20 protein-coding genes are annotated in these 17,906 nt (G+C 48.7%); all 20 read right to left on the bottom strand.

Going from position 1 to position 17,906, the window contains the following annotated elements; translation table 11 throughout:
* Positions 1–65: 65 nt before the first annotated feature.
* Positions 66–1,724 (bottom strand): carbamoyltransferase family protein, encoded by a 1,659-nt coding sequence (locus EIZ37_RS02530; protein ID WP_167568637.1) that lies wholly within the window; start codon positions 1,722–1,724, stop codon positions 66–68.
* 22 nt (positions 1,725–1,746) lie between these two features.
* On the bottom strand, positions 1,747–1,977 hold the full coding sequence (locus tag EIZ37_RS02525; RefSeq protein WP_134682987.1) for a hypothetical protein: 231 nt from the start codon (positions 1,975–1,977) through the stop codon (positions 1,747–1,749).
* Between the two features lie 32 nt (positions 1,978–2,009).
* Positions 2,010–2,846 carry an alpha/beta fold hydrolase gene (locus EIZ37_RS02520; protein WP_167568635.1) on the bottom strand — a complete coding sequence of 279 codons (837 nt, stop codon included), beginning with the start codon at positions 2,844–2,846 and terminating at the stop codon, positions 2,010–2,012.
* A complete protein-coding gene (locus EIZ37_RS02515; protein ID WP_134682985.1) occupies positions 2,843–3,658 on the bottom strand; it encodes an alpha/beta hydrolase in 816 nt (271 codons plus the stop codon). The genes EIZ37_RS02520 and EIZ37_RS02515 overlap by 4 nt, the downstream gene beginning before the upstream one ends.
* Entirely contained in the window at positions 3,645–4,556 is a 912-nt protein-coding gene (locus tag EIZ37_RS02510; RefSeq protein WP_134682984.1) for a hotdog family protein, read from the bottom strand. Before EIZ37_RS02510 ends, EIZ37_RS02515 begins: the two co-directional genes overlap by 14 nt.
* A complete protein-coding gene (locus EIZ37_RS02505) occupies positions 4,556–5,311 on the bottom strand; it encodes a class I SAM-dependent methyltransferase (protein ID WP_134682983.1) in 756 nt (251 codons plus the stop codon). The genes EIZ37_RS02510 and EIZ37_RS02505 overlap by 1 nt, the downstream gene beginning before the upstream one ends.
* 15 nt (positions 5,312–5,326) lie before the next feature.
* Entirely contained in the window at positions 5,327–6,757 is a 1,431-nt protein-coding gene (locus tag EIZ37_RS02500) for a class I adenylate-forming enzyme family protein (RefSeq protein ID WP_134682982.1), read from the bottom strand.
* Positions 6,758–6,760: 3 nt separating this feature from the next.
* Positions 6,761–7,012, bottom strand: coding sequence for an acyl carrier protein (locus tag EIZ37_RS02495; RefSeq protein WP_235827872.1), 252 nt, complete (start codon positions 7,010–7,012; stop codon positions 6,761–6,763).
* 16 nt (positions 7,013–7,028) lie between these two features.
* Positions 7,029–8,066: a Gfo/Idh/MocA family protein gene (locus tag EIZ37_RS02490; protein WP_134682981.1), complete on the bottom strand. Its 1,038-nt coding sequence runs from the start codon at positions 8,064–8,066 to the stop codon at positions 7,029–7,031.
* Complete coding sequence (locus EIZ37_RS02485) at positions 8,059–8,961, bottom strand: PDZ domain-containing protein (protein WP_134682980.1); 903 nt, start codon at positions 8,959–8,961, stop codon at positions 8,059–8,061. The genes EIZ37_RS02490 and EIZ37_RS02485 overlap by 8 nt, the downstream gene beginning before the upstream one ends.
* Positions 8,958–10,133 (bottom strand): FAD-dependent oxidoreductase, encoded by a 1,176-nt coding sequence (locus tag EIZ37_RS02480; protein WP_134682979.1) that lies wholly within the window; start codon positions 10,131–10,133, stop codon positions 8,958–8,960. The genes EIZ37_RS02485 and EIZ37_RS02480 overlap by 4 nt, the downstream gene beginning before the upstream one ends.
* 83 nt (positions 10,134–10,216) lie before the next feature.
* Positions 10,217–10,738: a hypothetical protein gene (locus EIZ37_RS02475; RefSeq protein ID WP_134682978.1), complete on the bottom strand. Its 522-nt coding sequence runs from the start codon at positions 10,736–10,738 to the stop codon at positions 10,217–10,219.
* Positions 10,739–10,846: 108 nt separating this feature from the next.
* Positions 10,847–11,233, bottom strand: a complete 387-nt coding sequence (gene acpS / locus EIZ37_RS02470) for a holo-ACP synthase (protein ID WP_134682977.1) — start codon at positions 11,231–11,233, stop codon at positions 10,847–10,849.
* A complete protein-coding gene (locus EIZ37_RS02465) occupies positions 11,230–12,444 on the bottom strand; it encodes a glycosyltransferase (RefSeq protein ID WP_134682976.1) in 1,215 nt (404 codons plus the stop codon). The genes acpS and EIZ37_RS02465 overlap by 4 nt, the downstream gene beginning before the upstream one ends.
* Positions 12,441–13,190, bottom strand: a complete 750-nt coding sequence (locus EIZ37_RS02460) for a glycosyltransferase family 2 protein (RefSeq protein WP_134682975.1) — start codon at positions 13,188–13,190, stop codon at positions 12,441–12,443. The genes EIZ37_RS02465 and EIZ37_RS02460 overlap by 4 nt, the downstream gene beginning before the upstream one ends.
* A 3-nt stretch (positions 13,191–13,193) precedes the next feature.
* Entirely contained in the window at positions 13,194–13,547 is a 354-nt protein-coding gene (locus EIZ37_RS02455; protein WP_134682974.1) for a 5' nucleotidase, NT5C type, read from the bottom strand.
* Between the two features lie 13 nt (positions 13,548–13,560).
* Positions 13,561–14,496 (bottom strand): protein kinase family protein, encoded by a 936-nt coding sequence (locus tag EIZ37_RS02450; protein ID WP_167568633.1) that lies wholly within the window; start codon positions 14,494–14,496, stop codon positions 13,561–13,563.
* Positions 14,497–14,608: 112 nt separating this feature from the next.
* Positions 14,609–15,262 (bottom strand): helix-turn-helix transcriptional regulator, encoded by a 654-nt coding sequence (locus tag EIZ37_RS02445; protein WP_134682972.1) that lies wholly within the window; start codon positions 15,260–15,262, stop codon positions 14,609–14,611.
* A gap of 19 nt (positions 15,263–15,281) precedes the next feature.
* Complete coding sequence (locus tag EIZ37_RS02440; RefSeq protein WP_167568631.1) at positions 15,282–16,832, bottom strand: M2 family metallopeptidase; 1,551 nt, start codon at positions 16,830–16,832, stop codon at positions 15,282–15,284.
* A gap of 117 nt (positions 16,833–16,949) precedes the next feature.
* A complete protein-coding gene (locus EIZ37_RS02435; protein WP_167568629.1) occupies positions 16,950–17,879 on the bottom strand; it encodes a helix-turn-helix domain-containing protein in 930 nt (309 codons plus the stop codon).
* Positions 17,880–17,906: the final 27 nt, after the last annotated feature.

Genomic DNA, 17,906 nt, shown 5'->3' with positions numbered 1-17,906 from the left:
AATTTTTACCCATACTATTCTTTTTTTTCAGTAATTTCCCTTTTACAGGAATTGGTTCTAATGAATCATTTTTCCCTTTGCTGATATTGATTGTTGCTGATCATCCAGCTATTGATGAACAGGTGATCCAACCCCGTCCGCAAAAAACACTGAATGGCATCAAGCGGACTTTCCACCATCGGTTCGCCCGGGCCGTTGAAGGATGTATTCAAAACAATCGGTACCCCTGTTCTTTGTTCAAAACAGGATATCAATGCGTAAAACTCTGGATGCTGTTGACGGGTAACGGTCTGGAGCCTTGCTGTTCCGTCAACATGGGTGACCGCTGGGATTAGGGAACATTTCTCATTACGTACCTTTGATACACGCAGCATGTAGGAGGAGTGTTCATTCGAAGTGAAATAGTGGTGCTGCTTCTCCGCAAGCACCGCAGGAGCAAATGGCCGGAAAGACTCTCTTTTCTTGATGATCTGATTCAATATGTGCTTGTTCTCCCTTTTTCGTGGATCTGCCAATATGCTCCGGTTTCCTAGCGCCCGCGGTCCGATTTCGGATCGTCCTTGAAACCAGCCGATCACTTTTCCCTCGGCGATCAGTCTTGATGCTGTCTCCTGTACATGGATTGCTTTTTCCAAGCGGATTTGTTCCCGGAAGGCTGCCGCGGCCTGCATGACGTGCTCATCTGTATAGGCTTTGCCCAAGAAGGGAGAGAACGGTTCGAACGGTTTGGTACGCGCCATGCCCATGATGGTGTGATAGCCATATAGTGCTGAGCCGATCGCTGTTCCTGCGTCCCCTGCTGCTGGAAACACATACAGGTTTTCAAATGGAGTTTCCTCCAGGATTTTGGCATTCGCCACACTGTTTAACGCGACTCCTCCCGCCAAGCAGAGATTTTTCAACTTTGTCTGTTGATACAGGAAGCGACACTGAGAGATCACGGCCTTTTCCAGATGATATTGACCTGCGAAAGCGATATCTGCTTTCACTTGAAAGCGAGCTTTCTCATCAGAATATTGAGATATCGTCTTGGAAATGAAATCGATCATCTGGCTGACTTGTTCCCTGTTTTGCAGGAAATGCCCTTCCTGCAAACGGTAAAATTGATGGAACTTCGGCACGAAGCGATCTGTTCCGTACGCAGCCAGACCCATCGTTTTCCCATCATCCAAAAACGCAAAGCCAAGCCCCAGCGTAATCCATTTGTAAAAGCCGCCAATGGAATTGTACAGAGCGAATTCGTCCGAGTAGTGATAGGTTCGATCATCGGCGATCAGTCTGCCGCAGGTTTTTTGGATTTCCTCTACATGGTACTCAGATGCTCGGTACAACGTCGTGGTCTCATACATCTGCCCATCGATGATGCTGCCGCTTCCGTCGATCACCGCCACGGCAGCCTCCTCAAATGGGGAAGTAAAAAATGCACTATAGGCATGGGAAAGGTGATGGTTGATCAGCTTCGTTTTTTTGGCGAATTTGGAGTAGTACAGAGGGTTAATCAAATCATTGGTTACCACCAGATCCACATCTGACAACCCCAGCTGCTCCGCTTCCAGACAGTATGAAGCGGCATGGCACCGTACCAGTTCCTTACTCGTCAACGGCAGCATGGAATATTTGATCCGATTCAGTCTTTCTTCCTCTACCGCACATACGATCCGTCCATCCCTCATCAGACACGCTGAGTAATTATGAATCGAACCGCCAAGCCCCAGGATGTTCATAGCCACATTCCCCTGCCGCCCATTATTTGGCATACCGGCGGATATATTCGAGAATGTCAAGCGGACTTAGAATTTCGTCGAGGTTCATATCTTCCGCCAGCAAGTCGATATCCAGCAGAATTTCAAATTCAATTAGCATTTCCAACACATTGGTTGAATCCAGTCCCAATTCCGGAAATTTTGAATCCAATTGCAGCTCAGTGACGCCGCTCACTTTTCGTACGGTTGAAAGAAGCATATTCGCATCTACCATTGATAAGTCCCTCCAATTTTGATTGCCTTTTATCAAACAACGATCGTCTCAATGATGTCGATCAGGTTATCCATCGCAGCAGGATGCTGATGGTAGTAAGCAACGCCGGACAGCTGATGCAGTGTGGCATTGGGCAAATAGTTGAGTGCAAGCTCGATGGTTTCCTTGTCATCCTCTCCGCATATGAGGTTGATACGCTGCTCGTTTTGCGAAAACAGCCGGAGTGGATCCAGCTTGTCCAGTTCTTCAAGCAAGGAATAGCCGATGCATTGTCCATGCAGGTACAAGAGATGTGCACCCAGCTTAGTAACGTACCGATACTGCTCCATGTTAAAATCGCTGAGCGTATAATAATCGTAACCAGGAATCAGAAGTTGTGAGTCCATGGAACCTTCCTCCCGCCATTGTTTGCGGATGGCGTCCGGGAATACCTCCGAGGAATGAGCCAGGGAAAGCGGTGGAGAGATGAGTATGGGACAGCATAGGATACCGCTATGTTGTTCCCACTCCAGCGATACCGTCTGAGCGACCACGGCCCCTAACGCATTTCCGACCAAAAAGATACGCTGGGGCTCATGCTCTTTCGTAACCGTCGCTAACACTTCCAAAGTATCGCTGACCATGGTAGCGAGCGAGGCATCCCCAAGTTCGCCTGCACTGTCCCCGTGACCGCGATAGTCAAATTGCAGTACCCATTTCTGCTTGCTGGCCAATCGTTTGCGCAGGTTGGAAAAGAGGTAATTCTTTTCGCTCATCGCCTGTCCCAGCCCTGACAATGTCACAATCAGATCCGTACGTGCGGCTTCCGGATGTTCGATCACGGCAAAAATCGCTTGGTCCGCTCCAAATCGGCGTTGCTCCCACATCATAATCCCCCCTTCGCTCTCGTGAATCGAGAAATCAGCCATGCGGCGGAAGCATCCATCAACTGCTCTTCGAAGACGCGGGAGGTAAATAGATGACCTGCACCTTGGACGACCTTGACGCTATTGGTTTCATTGCCAGCGTACACGGAAAACAGATCGGTCTTTAATTGCTCCATTTCTTCCGCGATCAGCGGATCATCATCTCCATAAATCAGCAGAGAAGAAGCACGATACGCACTCATTTCCCCCACGATGTCAATCGCCTGAAGATCGCGATAAAAATCCATCCCCACCCATAACCCTGCCCAAGGCATGACGAGCGTGTCCGGATGCTTCGGATGTCTGGAAAAACGCGGATGTTTCTTGTTCGGAAAATTGCCTCCCCACTCGTAAAAGAGAGGACTCCATAAAAGCAACCGCTCAACGTGGGTTCGGTTTGCAGCCATCAATGCGATCCGCGCCCCATCGCTAAAGCCGAGAAAAGCCGTCTGGGTCCCGATAATGTCTGGATGACTTTCGATGAATTGGTATGCTGCCAAAACGTTCGCTACTTTTTTCGAGTTCGTCATCTCGTGGTAAAATCCATCGCTCAATCCCATTCCATAGTAGTCAAATCGAAGAAAAGCAATTCCCGTCTTGGCGAGTTTCCGGGCGAATTTAACTGCCAAGCGGTGGACTTCGTAACGCTCACCATTTTTCCCCGGACAGTAAATGACGATCGGACACGGCCTCATCGCCGGGGGCGGCAAATGGAGAATGCCCGCCAATCTCCCAAGTTCCGTATGGATATCTACCAATGACTCATAGTCCCCCATCCTCTTTCCTCCTCACCTTTACTCTGGTCTTGATGGCGAGCCCCGTTGATATGCTGCCTTGCCCGACAACTGTGGTTTCAGCATCATTCGTTTCCTTGCGAAGCTGATACAAGACGGCTTCACCCGGTTCCACAGGAAGCAAAAACCTCGTATTGACTTCGGTGATCCGGACAGAAGCGAAAGAAGATCGACCTTCTACCCGATCCAGCAACTGGAGAGATTGGTGGATGCCTTCTTGTAAGAGCATTCCTGGGAAGATACTGTAGGCAGGAAAATGTCCTTGCAAATAGTAATCGCTTGCCGTAATCAGTTTGGAGGTCGTGATCCCGCCGGCATTCAGTCGATATTGATAGCGATCGATCATTTGCCATGGTTTATGGTAAGGCAATAGCATTTCCGCTTTCTTGCCATCCACCAAGCGGTAGCTCTCCCTGCATCCACCCGACTCCCTTGACTCTGGAGGACCTACGAATGAGCCTTCCATCTGTGCGACCGCGACACTTAACATGCCTGAAGCCACTTCCAGCCCATTTCCTTTGGCTATCGTTCCATTCAATACCGCTCTTTTCGAATCTAATCGTTCGGGGCGAATAATAAAATGGACAGGCTCGCCCCATTCCACCTCTTCATAAAAATGAACATGAATGCTGCCCAGCAGCGGAAACTCTTTTTCGCTTAATGGCTCGGTTTCCAGTTGGGTGTAAAGGACTCCCGTCTGGGCCAATCCTTCCATGAGGATGGTAATCGGAACAGAGGGAATCGGTTGTTGAAAAAAGGAAGAAGTAAGAAAGCCAGCCTCCACTTGCTTCCCAGGGTGGTAGGAGAGTATGCGGTCGACCATACGAAATGGCGGCTTTTGCGGAAGCATGTCCAAGATGGAGTCAAGCTTGCTCATCATCAGGCTTCACTCCGTTTATGTGAAAGAATGAGAAGCCTAGGACTCGACACCGTTAAAGGGGTTTCATCAAACCCACCCATCACACGGGATAACGCCAGATTGGCCTTGTTCAGCATGTGAATCATCTCCGTTGCCGTGTATAAACGGATATCTAGGATTGATTCCTTTTCCTCATGACCCTGCATCCACCTCATCACTTCCCTCCAGCGGCCTGTTTGCAGGTCGAAGGTTCTCTCTGAGCGGATGACGTGACCATTCATGTCATGGACCGTTTCCCCCATTTGATTCTGCAGCTTCAACTCCCGATTCTCATTCTCGAGCAGAAAAGCGCCGCCAGCTTTTAAGGCACGGTAGACTTTTTTCAAAATTTGCAGATCATCCTCTTGATCCTGCACATAGCCGAAAGCGGTACCGATGTTAATTACGGCATCAAATTCATTTTCATAAGGGAGATCGCGCATATCCCCGAGTTGAAAAGCGATTGATTGGACTCCAGCCATTTCTGCTCGACGTTTTGCTTCATCCAATAATTGCGCCGAACCGTCATACGCGACAATCTGATATCCCTGTTTCGCCAAGGGCACCGCAATTCTTCCCTGGCCGCATCCGAGATCCAAAATGCGCGCTCCTTTAGGTAAATTCAACAGTCTCATAATTCCGCCAACTTCAAGCGCCGTCCGGTCTGGCGTCAGAATCGCTTCCGAAAAACGCAAATAATCGGTTCCGAAGAACTCTTTCCACAATTCTCCCTGCATCAGTACCCTGCCTCCTTAGGTGTTGCTAGCATTACGAACCAGTTTCCCGGACGATGTTTTCGGCAATCTCTCCTTCCTTTCGATCACATCGGGCCATAAACGGGAATCAATCCTTTGCTCGATCAGGAAACGATGAAGATCACTCGGTTCCACATCGGCTACCACCCATACATGGAGTCGAACCCTCATATCTGAATCGGACACGCCAAATGCCATGGCTTCCGTTACTTGCGGATGCTGCAGGATACTTGCTTCCACTTCATACGGATCGATGTTCACGCCACTCCGGATGATCATGTGATCCATCCTGCCGTGAACATAGATCTGTCCATCCCGCATCGTCACCCGATCACCCGTGTGAAGCCAGCCATCCTTCAGCTTGAGAGCCGTCCATTCCGGTTCATTGAAATAACCTTTCATCACATTTGGCCCAGCCATGACTAATTCACCAGAGTGACCATCTGTGACTGTTTCACCGCTTTCATCGATCACTTTCACATTTACCCCCACCAGAGGTCTTCCTACACAGTTTACGTCCGCTGCCTGATCGATCTGCTTACAGCAGCTTATGCGGGGAGAAGCTTCGGTCAAGCCGTAAACGTTCCATATTTCTGCATCTTCGAAAGCTTCCCTTATTTTCTTCCAAACATCTTGGCGAAGTGGTTCGCCACTTAAGATCAAGAGACGCGGCTGAACGTTGCTCTTCCGTCTTGCCAGCGAGGCAAGATGCAAAGCGACGGTCGGAGTCGTACACAGGATGGTCCCTCTCAATTCACCCATCAGCGAAGCCGTGCGCAACGGCTGCTGATCCACCGGTTTCACATACATGGAAGCGCCTTGAATCAATGAAGGCAATACCTCTCCAGTAATAGCCGATGCAGTCGTTAATGGACGGATCACAAACACCCGATCATCCTGGCGAGGGGTGAAATAATGCAGGATGGCATTCACATTGCTCCAGATATTCTCATGTGTCAGCATGACTCCTTTTGGCCTTCCTGTCGTCCCGGAGGTGTACAAGATGAAAGCGACATCAATCATGTCATGAAAATACTTGATGTCCTTCCTCTGGATTTGATCGGGGCGCAGCCTTCCTTGCTGATCGATCTGTCCATCCCCGATGACGGGTTCGCCCGGAAAGCTATCCGTAATCACAGCCATTTGCCGCGGACTGTGAAGCGAATCGACGGGTATCACGATGATGCGTTTCTCCAAAGCCGCCAAAATGACAGGTATCGCCCTCCAGCCAATGGAGACATCCAGGATGAGCACCTGCTTGTCCGCACGCTCCGCATAATTCAGCAAGTCCAGCGCATTCCGATTCTCTACGACCTCTTGATACAAACGCTGGTAAGAAATCGGCTGCTCATCCGGCAATAAGATGCAAATGCCTGTATGCCGGGAGAGTTGATCGAGCAATGAATGGATGTTCCAGGCAGAGATCATCCATCAACACCCCTTCAGGCATCCTTCCACAGCCGATACGATATCGCTTACCTTCGTAGTGGCGCCTACTTCGAGCAGCTGATCCGGAAACGCGATGGCAAACGTTTCCTCAATCAAGACGACTAACTCCATGAAACGAAGGGAATCAAATCCCAGTTCAAATAAAAGCTTATCGCTGCGTACCTCCTCGACGGGAAAGACGCCACACCCTTCCACACTCATCAGCTCCCGAATGCGTTTGGCGATTGACATCATGCTCGATCTCCTTTTCCTATGATTTTTTCTCGGGGTTCCTTGCCAACACCGAGCACGAACTGGAATGCCCTTTTGCCAAGCGGAAAATAGCATCCATGACCGGGAGTACGGCAGAAGCGCTCGTCTCAGGTTGTTTGCCCTCCCTGATGCATTGAACAAAATGTTGGATGACACCTGAATCTAGCATTCCGTCCGGGCGAAGGATCGGATCAACCTCCTCGTCCCGCAAACGTCCATTATGATAGGCAACCTGAAAGCCAAAAAGGGTTTCCCCAAAGGTAAGCACACCATGCTCGCCGTATAGTACGGTCCGATGTTCTTGAACCGGATTATTCCAGCTGAGGCTGATTGTACCGATCGCTCCCTTTTTGGTTCTGGCCATTATCACTGCGTGATCTTCCACGCTAATCTCCTGACGCAGCGCCCCTTGTAAGGCACTGATTTCATCAATCTCGTCATCGAGCAGCCAATGGATCAAATCCAGCTTATGTACCCCTAGATCGCCGATAACGCCAAAGCCTGCTTCCTTTTGACTGAAAAACCAGCTGTTTTCCTTGTCTATGCTCCAGTGTTCCGGTCCTCCATGATGAAAGGAGGTGGAAAATTGGTAGATACGACCTAGCTCATTCGTCTGCAAAAACGCTTTGACTCGCTGATGCACAGGGGAAAAACGCTGGTTATGTCCAACCATGAGAAAGGCATGACTCTGTTCCGCTGCTATCGCCATCTCCTGGCAATCGGACAACGTAGTAGCGAGCGGCTTCTCGACCAGCACATGGATGCCTTTTTGCAAAGCTTCCATCGCGATGGCCGCATGGTACATGTTGGGGGTACAAATGGAGACAGCATCCAGATCGGGCATCTGGAGCAGTTCGCGATAATCCCCGTACACTTGTGGAATCTTGAACTGATCCGCTACCTCTCTCGCACGATTGATATTCATATCGCACACTGCACGGATTTCTACGTTCTTTAGCTTTGCATATTCAGGAATATGTCTGACTTGCGCAATTTTCCCGCATCCAATAATACCGACTCGGACGACTCTACTCATCGGAAAGCCCACCTTGTTCTTTCCAGATGGCACCAGATGCCGAACGCTGTCTGGCAAGTCGTTCACGCTTTTGCTTGATCTCTTCCAGAGAGGTTCCCTCCAGCTCGACTCGGCCTGTAAACGTATCCTCGATGGAGAGTCTGGCAACCGTCCTCTTTTCTTCTCCGTTGCGAATATATCGGATGGTTACCTGGGATTCTTTTCCATAGTAGAACGAGATCGCGCGTACAAAGTCCTCATACGCAGGTGTCGGAACGTCATCAAACGCAACAATCACATCCCCCTTCATCAAACCGGCAGCATCCGCAGGGCTGTTGGGGAAAACCTCCAACAAGTAATTGCCTTGTCGGACGGGCACGCCGGTAGAGATGCTCTGGTTCTGATTTACAGTGCAATTCACTACCCCCAATCTTGGATAGCTGAACATTTCGGCTCGCAGATCCATCCCTAGCTCCAGCACCGATTTCAAATTCATCAACGAGCGTCGCCAGCCCATTTCGAGGCATTCTCTAAACCATTGTCCGTATTCATCATCTTGAAACCCCGTTACTTCCAGCGTCAATTTGACAAATGCCCCTTCTTGCTCTAACCGGAAATGTGTCGTCACGAAAAAATGATCGGTCGATCCATCCGGTGCGATCGATTCATATGCATCCTTCAGTGCAAATGATTGATGTTTTTCGCAGGCAATGACTTCCGAACGATTGATGATATCGCCATAGCATAATGTAAAAATATCTCCGACTTTGGGATGAAGCGGGTCGCCAGTCGTATCAGCGGTATAGGTCAGGTATGTGTTGGTTCCAGGTGGTGTGACAATGCTCCACCACACTTTTTCAAGGGGGGCTTCCAGGTAAGTTATGTTGACCGTTCGATCTTTTTCGCAAGGAATCATGATTTCTCCACCTCTTGCATCAAATTTAGAACTGTACTTGCATGCATGCCGATTTTCTTGACATGGCTGGGGAATGTGGCAAGCATTTGCAAGGAAAGCATTTGTTCGTCTGGCACTTTTTTAGCGGCAAGCGCTAAAGTCGCGAGGGAAGCCTCATATTGGGGGATGAGGCGTTCATCGCGAAGTCGGGCATACTCCTCCATGGCCGAATCCCAGTCGTTACGGCCCTCGAGGAATAACGTCAGCTTCTCCGCTAGAATTTCAGCGGTACAAACAGCGTTATCGATGCCCACCCCAGCGATCGGATGCAAATGTGCCCCAGCATCTCCTACCAAAGCCCACCCTTTTCCAAAGGGGTGGCGGATATAGCTGGATATTTCATGGGCACCCCGGATCGGGCCACTGGTGCGGAATTGTTTCAACCGTGGAGCCAATGTCCGAACACTCATCAGCTGTTGATAAAAAGCGTGGGATAGATCCTTTTGCCAAGCGCGAAGCTTCTCTTTGGGCTGCATGATCGCGATGCAATGCATCGATTGGTCAATCGGGTTGCAAATCATCACTCCATCTTCCACCCAATACCATTCGACCGCAGGTATAGGGAGCGGCTCCATTTCCTCTACATACGCGTATAGAACAGCGAGATGTCGTTCGTCATCCTCACGCAGCTTCTTCGGATTGACACAGGAGGCAACCATCGAATGGCGGCCGTCTGCACCCACGACGATTCTCCCCAAATATTCCTGGAAAGTGCCATCCGGATGTCGGCATCGCACACCAGCCACCTCGCCATTGCGGTAAAGCATGGAAACGACATTTGCCTGCAATAATGTGGTAACGGAGTCACAGGCATCCGCTGCATCAAGGAGTATAGGATCCAAGATTTCACGCCGCAGCCCTAATGCCCGTGAAGTGACCAGCATATCTGATTCAAAAATGGTCCCGCCTAAATCGACACGGAATCGGGTGAGAGGAGGCGCACCTGCATTTTCCATCTTTTCCAGAATGCCGAGCCGAGCGTATACATCCGTTTCGCCAATGATGTGCGTGGATAGCGTTGGAACCGGTGTGGCGAATCTGTCGATCAGCAAAACCTTGACGCCTTTTCTACCAAGGAACAGGGCAAGCGATGCACCCGCACATCTGGCCCCGACCACAATTACGTCGTACATAAGATCACCCTTACTCGGAAATGGGAGAGTCAAAGAGACCAAGAGGCGGTCTCTTTGACTCAGGGGTGGGTGAAGACAGAGGATTAGTTAGACTGCAGGCAGCCGTAGAGGGTACCGACTTGATGATCTTCTGTGTCATAGATCGGAATCACGGTGTTGGAATAGAAGGTGGCGTCTTTTGGTGGCAAGCCTTTGATGGTGCCTTTCATGTGGATTGGTTTTTTGTTGTGGAAAGTGCCTTCTGGCGTCTCGATGACCCAGTACAGGAAGGATTCAGCTTGCACGCCATCCGCGATGGTTTTGTTGAACGGGATGGTAGCAGTCGCTTTGATGGCTTGTCCTTGCCCGTCAATTCCTCCGCGAACGCGGACTTTTTGACCAGGCCACAGAACATTGGATACCGCCTCGAGCTCTACGTTTTGGATCTCAAGATCAACCGTTACGCCAGATTTCAAGCTGAATTCAGAATCATTGACGAAAAATTTCGTCTCATTGACTTGCGTAAAGTGCAGCTCCTCCGTGCGGCCATCTGCGAGCTCCAGGAAGGTTTTGCTGTTAGAAGACTCCAACGTCATTTCCACTTTCTTCGCGGACAAGATATTCATGTGAACTCCTCCTTTTTTTATGTCTCCCGGGGACACTTTTATCATCACATATCTGCGTCGGAATCACTCTGCTTTCTGTTAGGAGCTGAATCGTGTTTTGTTTGCGAGTCACTTTCGTTCGTAGTAGGAGAGGATCACTTGCCCAACCGCGTAGGCTCTGGAATGGGATATGCTTACATGACTCTGCAGCCCTTCTCTCCTGCAGAAAGCTTCCGCCATTCCGTGCAGTTGTATAACGGGCTGACCCGAAGTCAAATGGATTGTTTCCACATCCAAAAAACGATACCGACCGCTGACTCCTGTGCCCAGCGCTTTGAAAAAGGCTTCTTTGACCGCCCATCTGGCCGCAAAGTGCTGACTCTGTTCTCGCTTTTGCAAGCAGTACGCGATTTCGTTTGAGGTAAATACTTTATCCAGAAAGTGGTGTCCTTGTCGCCGGATGATGCGGTCCATCGCTTTTATTTCTTGAATATCTATGCCTATCCCGAATATCACCTAGACCTCCTCAAAATGGTGTCCATCAGCAATTTCTTGCTGTGCAAAACAGCCTCTGCAGCTCCTCCGTAACTCTGCTCCTCGACCCTGCGGCGCATTTCGCAGCAATTTTGCTTATAGACCGGATCCTGTGCAACGTATGTCGCTAGCTGATACAGGTGTTCAGCCGTAAACATGCCCGGCAGTAAGTACTCGCCACAACCGGTCTGATACACATGGCGGGCGTTAAATTGACGTTCCGCATGAGTAGGGATGATCAGAGCGGGTACCCCGTTTACCATGGCGGACAGACAGCTGCCATGCCCGCCGTGGTGAATGAACAAACGCGCATGTCGGAGTAATTCGGTAGAAAAAGACGAGATCACACGAAAATTGCCGACCGGAAGCTCTAGATCCGCAGGGATTCCCTCGCTCAAGCAAAAAATGATTTTTTCCGGCTTTCCAGCAAAGGCCCTGATCACGGATTTTACCAGGGATAATCCCGAATCACCGCAGGAGTCGTACAGCCTGCCTGGATAGACGAGGTAATAGGGCTCTCCTTGCAGATGCAGCTTCTCTTCCTCCAAATTGGTTTGCAACGAAAATTCCAGGGGTCCCACATATTTCACAAGCGGATCATCGATCGGATCCATTTCCGGGATGCTGGGCACGATGGAGAGATCTCCAGCATTCAAATCCTCCATGCGCGCAATCTTCGGCAGCCCATACTGTGTCAAAATCTTGTTGACGAGCGGCGTGACCATGGGTAGGTTTCGTGGAGGTTCCCCCCATGCATATACTCTTTTCCCATTCGGATGAAAGCAAGACTGGGTAACGGTCACAACCGGAATCCCCAAGACGCGTGCAGCGATCACACTATGCGGGCTCATATCCGCAACGACCATATCCGGCTTTACGGACTCCAGCATCCGAATGCGATGGAGGATCCACGATCGTAAAAACCTATCATCCAACAATCCCGCTTGGGCAAAATAGTGATCCAAATGATAAAAATGGGGACTTGCCGGGATCAGCTTATCCGCCATCGGCATCGTCGGATCATCATCTTCGACCTGCAGAAAACCAAGCTCGTTAATCAATGCTGCGCTTGCTTCGCTGTAGATTTGAAAGACTGGCTCGATTCCTTCCTTTCGAAACTCTGCAGCGATAGGCAAACTCCGGAACACGGGCCCCATACCTCCGCTCAATCCGAAGAAAACGGTTCTGCTCATATCCCCACCCCCTTTCCAAGCGTATGTTCCTTACCGTTCCTCAGTTCTTGGCAAAAGCGATCCAGTTGTTCTGGGGTTCCAAGCGGATAGCATACCTCCGCCTCGCTGGCCAAAAACCGGTATCCACGTTTCATCAAATGATTGTACAGGGGTGCAACGTAATACTCCCCGCTCACCACGTCCATATCGGATTGAGCGCTGGAAAAAGCATCCAGAAACAAGCGCGCTGTTTGAAAATGATAGAGGCCAGTAGTGGCATAGGATGAGATGATTTCTTTTTCCCTGACCTGAATAATCTCTCCCTGCTCATTGATCTGGGCATAACTGAGATTGGAATCTTCCGAGCAAAATACAGAGATGACACCGTCCCATTGATTTTGGGCGATGTCCTTTCCAATTGAAGATCGCATATAGGTATCTCCGTTATATATAACCAATGGCTCCAGCTCTCTTAGATATGGCGCAGCCTCCCATACGGTCGCCGCCTGGCCGCGCGTCGGCTGATCCAGCGCAAGAATCTCAATCCGCCTGCTGTAATCACGGATCAGTCGTTCCAATGGAAACGCTTCTAAGTGCTCTTTCAAGCAAACTACAACGAAACGACTCAGATCAAAATGAGGGGACAAGCTGTCCAAAGCCCAATACAGCATGGGCCTGCCAGATACGCTGATCATCGGCTTGGGGATCGTGTATCCGGCCTGGCGAAAACGGTTCCCTTGACCTGCTAACGGAAGAACGATGTTCACCTCTCATCCCCTCCCTTGCATCCAGTTGCGTTGAACCTCACTCCAGGAGTGAAAGCGTATCGCTTTGTCGTCGATGTAGACGTCACCGATTGGTTTACCAAAAATGATCTCATCGTAAGGGATGTCATGGTAGTCAAGCCAATCCAATGTTATTTTGCCGATATTGGCGATTGCCTTCCCCTGATTTCCTTGACTTGTCTGCATATGTCTAGAAGTATAGATGATGATCTCGTGCCCGTTCTCCTTGAGACGCTTCATGGTGTCGATTGCCCCTGGCATCGGTTTCACATCTGCATAGGAGTCATTATTTTCACGGATTGTGCATATCGTTCCATCCAAATCGATCACGATTCTCATTCCATTCCTCCTGTCACCGTAATGATACAGCCTCGCATAACAGGCTGGTGCCCCAAGCATACATGGCCATTTGACGTTCCGGGCGATCGGAATGCAGCGGAAGCATCGATAAAAATAACAGGGACTCAATCAATTTCACATCGGCTTTCGACGATCCCAAGAAGCTATCCCACACGTTCCTCAATTCGACTTGGTCCTGTCGGAATGATATCCCCAGACTGATGCTGTTTTCAGTTCGCCGTACGAAAAAACGATCCTGGATAAAGTGATCATAGCCATTCAGGCTATGGCGGATCTTCGCCAGATCATAGCGACTATCTCCATATATCCCTGCTGCTCCAAAACTGCCTCGGGGGTCAATCATGGTCAGCGATTGAGACTCAGGATTATACAAGAGGTTTGAGAAACAAAAATCCCCATGCATCACATGCGCAGTCGGAAGCTTTAACAGTTCATTAAGATGGGGCAGACTCTTTTCCAACAGCCACAGCGGACAAGGCAATATGCGATCATTTAGATAAAAATAGCCGATCCGATTGATGCTCTTTGCCCATTCCTGCTGGTGGAAAAAGCTCTCCAGACGGCTTATGGTTTTGTACACGTACATTTCCTTTGCATGTTCCGCTGTGACCGGACCGGTATACATCGAAAACAATCGCAAAATCGTCTGAAGCTTGTCGAAAATCGTCTCCCATTCAAATGGTTTCACATTTTCCAAGCCATACCACGCTGTCAAGGGATGGGACGGGATATAGGACATTGTCAAAAAAGCGTCCTCGATCTCCAGAGAATACCGTTTGATCTCCGGAATGTATGTTTTCAGTTCTTCCGGCAGAGACAGGTACCAGTTGATCTCGTTGATCAATTTATGGATATCGCTGCTCCTTTTTGTGATGGTACCTTCGCCCGGATTAAGCTGCAGACGATTAAAATACCGACTCGACATCATTTGCCCAGCATGCATGTCAATACATATGCACCGTCCTTCCTGATGGCTCTTCTTGTCATTGATCTGACTTAAGTATAGAAAGCATTTTTTCCCGATTCTCGGCTTTCGTTGATCATGGTGGCAGCATTTCAGCTGTTGCCAATTTTTTATAGTGGGCGGGGTTGAAACCCGTCACTTTTTTGAACACTCTGCTGAAATGTGTCAGGTCACCGTACCCCACTTCATAGCAGGAATGCGTCACTGAGTATCCATCGCGCAAAAGTGTCTTGGCCTTTTCAATTCGTTTGTGAATCAAATATTCTTTAAAGCCTGTCCCGATTTGTTCTTTAAACAATTGAGAAAGATAGGAGCGATTCACAAACAACCGATTGGCCAGCATTTCAATCGACAAGTCATTTTCGTGCAAATGTTCTTCAATAAACGACAAGGAATACTGCAAGAGCGGGTGGAGGATGGTCTTCTCTTTTTCCTCGGAGAAACAGCCTGCGGATCCTATCATGGTGCGGAGAAAGGAGAAAAAAACAATCAGCTCGGACAGGCTTGCATTAAGGCAAACCAATAGCGGACAATCGGTTTCCAACAGCGTTATGTTCCAATCATCGGGAAGCTTGTCCTGAAACGTAATTAGAGCAATCCAATCCATCTGTTTGTCCTGTATGATTTGCGCAGCTTGCTTAAAGTCTGTGCAAGCCATCGTTTTCATCAGGGGAAATAATTCGCGTGCTTGCACATATTGCTCTTCATCAGGTTCTGTATGAAAAATCAAAAGAGTCTCCAGTTTCCCGTCATTCCTTTCCTATGGTACCAATTTCGTCGAAGTCTTCGATCAAATAGGTCGGATCCAAGGCGGAACAAAAGCTTCTGGACATCACGGAGTCCCAAGATAAGGATAAACCGGGTCTTAGCAGTTCTTGCTGCAAATAATTGATGGCCTCGATTGAATGCCAAGCAGAAAACCGTCGATTCAGCTGCTGTTCCATCTGTGAGGCTCCTACTTCACCAAGCAAGTAATTATGATAATATACTGGCAGCGTAGTTAGATGGGCTTTTGCGGCCCAGGCCGGGGTATCCCAATTGTGGGGGCGAGAGATGCCCTGTAGCTCTTCCACCAAATTCCACCATAGGTCATTTAGATTTTGGGTGGGATCTCTATATAATTCTTGCTCAAACCGGGCGACAACCATGGTCCAATAAAGCTTAACCAGCCGATTGGTCAACTGTTCTGCTCTGTTTCGCTTCTTCACCTCGGTCGAGAACATGCTAAACTGGCCTGCGAGACGTTCAAACAGCAAAGCGATGGATTCGCTCAGAAAAGTATGCGCAGGCTGACGCAATAAAAATGGCAGCTCTTTCTCAATAGCCAGCTCGTATACCGCATGGCCCATTTCATGCAAAAACACCGAAAGTCCCCGCCAATCGGCTGTGAGATTGCAAGAAACCTTGATCTGTTCTCCCCGATTAAGATTCAAGCAGAAATTGGCTTGGCTTTTCTGGTCACGTTGAAAAAAATCGGCTTGCTTGAGGACTGGTTCAAGATCTATGCCCCGCTCTGCAGCCCATGCGGAAAACTGGTTCATGATCGCCGCGAGATCTACGGCTTCCGCTTTGACATCGTATTGCTGGAAGAAAGGATGAGGGTAATCCCATGGCAGAAGAGGACCCGTCGTTCCCCATTTTTCTTGTAATTCCAGATCGATTCTTTTTTTTACTTGCGCATATGTGGGATCAAGCGTGTCTCTTAGCTGCCTCATGATTCGATCAATGGTCGATGTCCCCAGCTCTTGCGAGGCATTGCGCATCTGATAGTAATCGTCATATCCATTTTCGCGAGCAGTGCGATTCCGCAAGTGGACTAACTGGACGAGACCGGGAGCGATTTTTTGACCTAATTCCATGTAGCCATTCCAGATCTTTTCCCGTTCTTTTTGATCCGGGTTGTTCTGCAGGTGATGAATCACTTCGTTTTCCGAAAGAGAGAGCGCTCCGTGCTTTACCCGATAGGTGCTGATGATGTAATGCAGCTGGTTCCACAAACGCATCATTTCTTCACGGAGCTGCTGGGAAGCCCGGTATTCCAACATTTCATTGGACAACACTCGGAATTGGCGTGAAACAAGGGGATTCAAAAAGGGGAGGTCGAGATAGCGCTGAACGTGATGCCGGAGTGTAGGAGAAGCCAATAGGTTTTGATAGGCGTTTTCATCTTGTTCAAGTTGGAAGACCCATGCAGAGTCTCCTGTAACCATCACCTGATAAAGTGAAGTCATCATCCTTGTAAAAGCTGTTTCAACTTGCCCATTTGCCTGATCCAAAAAGGATACCGCCTCTTTTATCAATAGAGAACCTCCTTGCCATCTGTGGTTATCTCCAAGTATAAAAGTGCGGCTGCCAGACAAACTCGGCTTTTCTTTTTTGGAGCCTGCATGCCCCCCTTGTTGACAAGCGTTAGTCAATCATTCCTCAGATTTCAGTCGCTGGGACAATTCGGAAAGCTTCTCGTCGATAAAGTCCAGAAAATCTTCATTTTGCTGTATCTCAAAAATCGTCTTTGCCTTTTGCATTTCGAGTATGGCCGACGCATATCGAGACATACACATGTAATTGAAACCCTTATGATAGAACAAATCACCTAAGGTATACATTGTTTCATGCTTTACGCACATGCGTATACCGTTTTCACACATCGAAATCGATTCTTCAAATTGATCTAACCGGGTCAGTGCCTTGGCGTAATTATATAAAATCCGTATGATGATGCCGTGATTATTCCACGCTTCTGTTTTCTTTTTATGTTCCTTCAGCGCAATCTCAAAATATTCAGTTGCTTTTTGGTACTCAGACTCCTCAAAATAGATCACACCGATACTGTTGAGAATTTCAATTTCCCGTTCGGTATAGGAGACCTTCATCGAGGATTTTGTCATTGCCAGTGCCTCTTGTAACAATTCGAGAGCTACCTCTTTATTTTTCTCGATGTGGTAGCAGCAAATTCCTTCATGCCACTTTAAAAATTGTTGTGCCGTCAAGGAATGAAACAACGGATTTCGCTTCTCTACTTTCACAATTTGCCAAACCGTCTGATAATCACGCTTGTCCACATAGAACCTGATCAGTTCATAAACCTCTCTGGTATAATCCAGACGCGGGGAATTGCCCACTTCAAAAAAAAAGTTGATATCGACATCCAGTTTTTTTGCAATCAGATACAATGTGGTAGCCAACGGGTAAACCTCACCCTTTTCGATTTTGCTTATTTGTGCCTGCGTGCAAATCCCTGACGCCAATTCAGCCTGCGACATCCCCATTGACTTTCGCAAGAAGCGTATGTATTTTCCTACCTGATAAAAATCCATATGCCTCATCAACCCCACATGATTGTTCATTTCCGACCCGTTTCCCAAAAAACAGAA

Source organism: Brevibacillus migulae, from assembly GCF_004521915.1.
Lineage (GTDB): Bacteria > Bacillota > Bacilli > Brevibacillales > Brevibacillaceae > Brevibacillus_F > Brevibacillus_F migulae.
Note: the sequence above shows the minus strand (reverse complement) of the source record. Positions and strands in the feature narration are given on the sequence as shown.

Excerpts from the sequence above, each read along its gene's own strand:
- EIZ37_RS02500 (WP_134682982.1), bottom strand. The coding sequence starts at position 6,757 with ATGATCTCTGCCTGGAACATCCATTCATTGCTCGATCAACTCTCCCGG.
- EIZ37_RS02450 (WP_167568633.1), bottom strand. The coding sequence starts at position 14,496 with ATGATGTCGAGTCGGTATTTTAATCGTCTGCAGCTTAATCCGGGCGAA.
- EIZ37_RS02485 (WP_134682980.1), bottom strand. The coding sequence starts at position 8,961 with ATGATTCCTTGCGAAAAAGATCGAACGGTCAACATAACTTACCTGGAA.
- EIZ37_RS02515 (WP_134682985.1), bottom strand. The coding sequence starts at position 3,658 with ATGGGGGACTATGAGTCATTGGTAGATATCCATACGGAACTTGGGAGA.
- EIZ37_RS02490 (WP_134682981.1), bottom strand. The coding sequence starts at position 8,066 with ATGAGTAGAGTCGTCCGAGTCGGTATTATTGGATGCGGGAAAATTGCG.
- EIZ37_RS02520 (WP_167568635.1), bottom strand. The coding sequence starts at position 2,846 with ATGATGTGGGAGCAACGCCGATTTGGAGCGGACCAAGCGATTTTTGCC.
- EIZ37_RS02480 (WP_134682979.1), bottom strand. The coding sequence starts at position 10,133 with ATGTACGACGTAATTGTGGTCGGGGCCAGATGTGCGGGTGCATCGCTT.
- EIZ37_RS02525 (WP_134682987.1), bottom strand. The coding sequence starts at position 1,977 with ATGGTAGATGCGAATATGCTTCTTTCAACCGTACGAAAAGTGAGCGGC.
- EIZ37_RS02510 (WP_134682984.1), bottom strand. The coding sequence starts at position 4,556 with ATGATGAGCAAGCTTGACTCCATCTTGGACATGCTTCCGCAAAAGCCG.
- EIZ37_RS02505 (WP_134682983.1), bottom strand. The coding sequence starts at position 5,311 with ATGCAGGGAGAATTGTGGAAAGAGTTCTTCGGAACCGATTATTTGCGT.
- EIZ37_RS02495 (WP_235827872.1), bottom strand. The coding sequence starts at position 7,012 with ATGATGTCAATCGCCAAACGCATTCGGGAGCTGATGAGTGTGGAAGGG.
- EIZ37_RS02435 (WP_167568629.1), bottom strand. The coding sequence starts at position 17,879 with ATGAACAATCATGTGGGGTTGATGAGGCATATGGATTTTTATCAGGTA.
- EIZ37_RS02475 (WP_134682978.1), bottom strand. The coding sequence starts at position 10,738 with ATGAATATCTTGTCCGCGAAGAAAGTGGAAATGACGTTGGAGTCTTCT.
- EIZ37_RS02455 (WP_134682974.1), bottom strand. The coding sequence starts at position 13,547 with ATGAGAATCGTGATCGATTTGGATGGAACGATATGCACAATCCGTGAA.
- EIZ37_RS02465 (WP_134682976.1), bottom strand. The coding sequence starts at position 12,444 with ATGAGCAGAACCGTTTTCTTCGGATTGAGCGGAGGTATGGGGCCCGTG.
- EIZ37_RS02530 (WP_167568637.1), bottom strand. The coding sequence starts at position 1,724 with ATGAACATCCTGGGGCTTGGCGGTTCGATTCATAATTACTCAGCGTGT.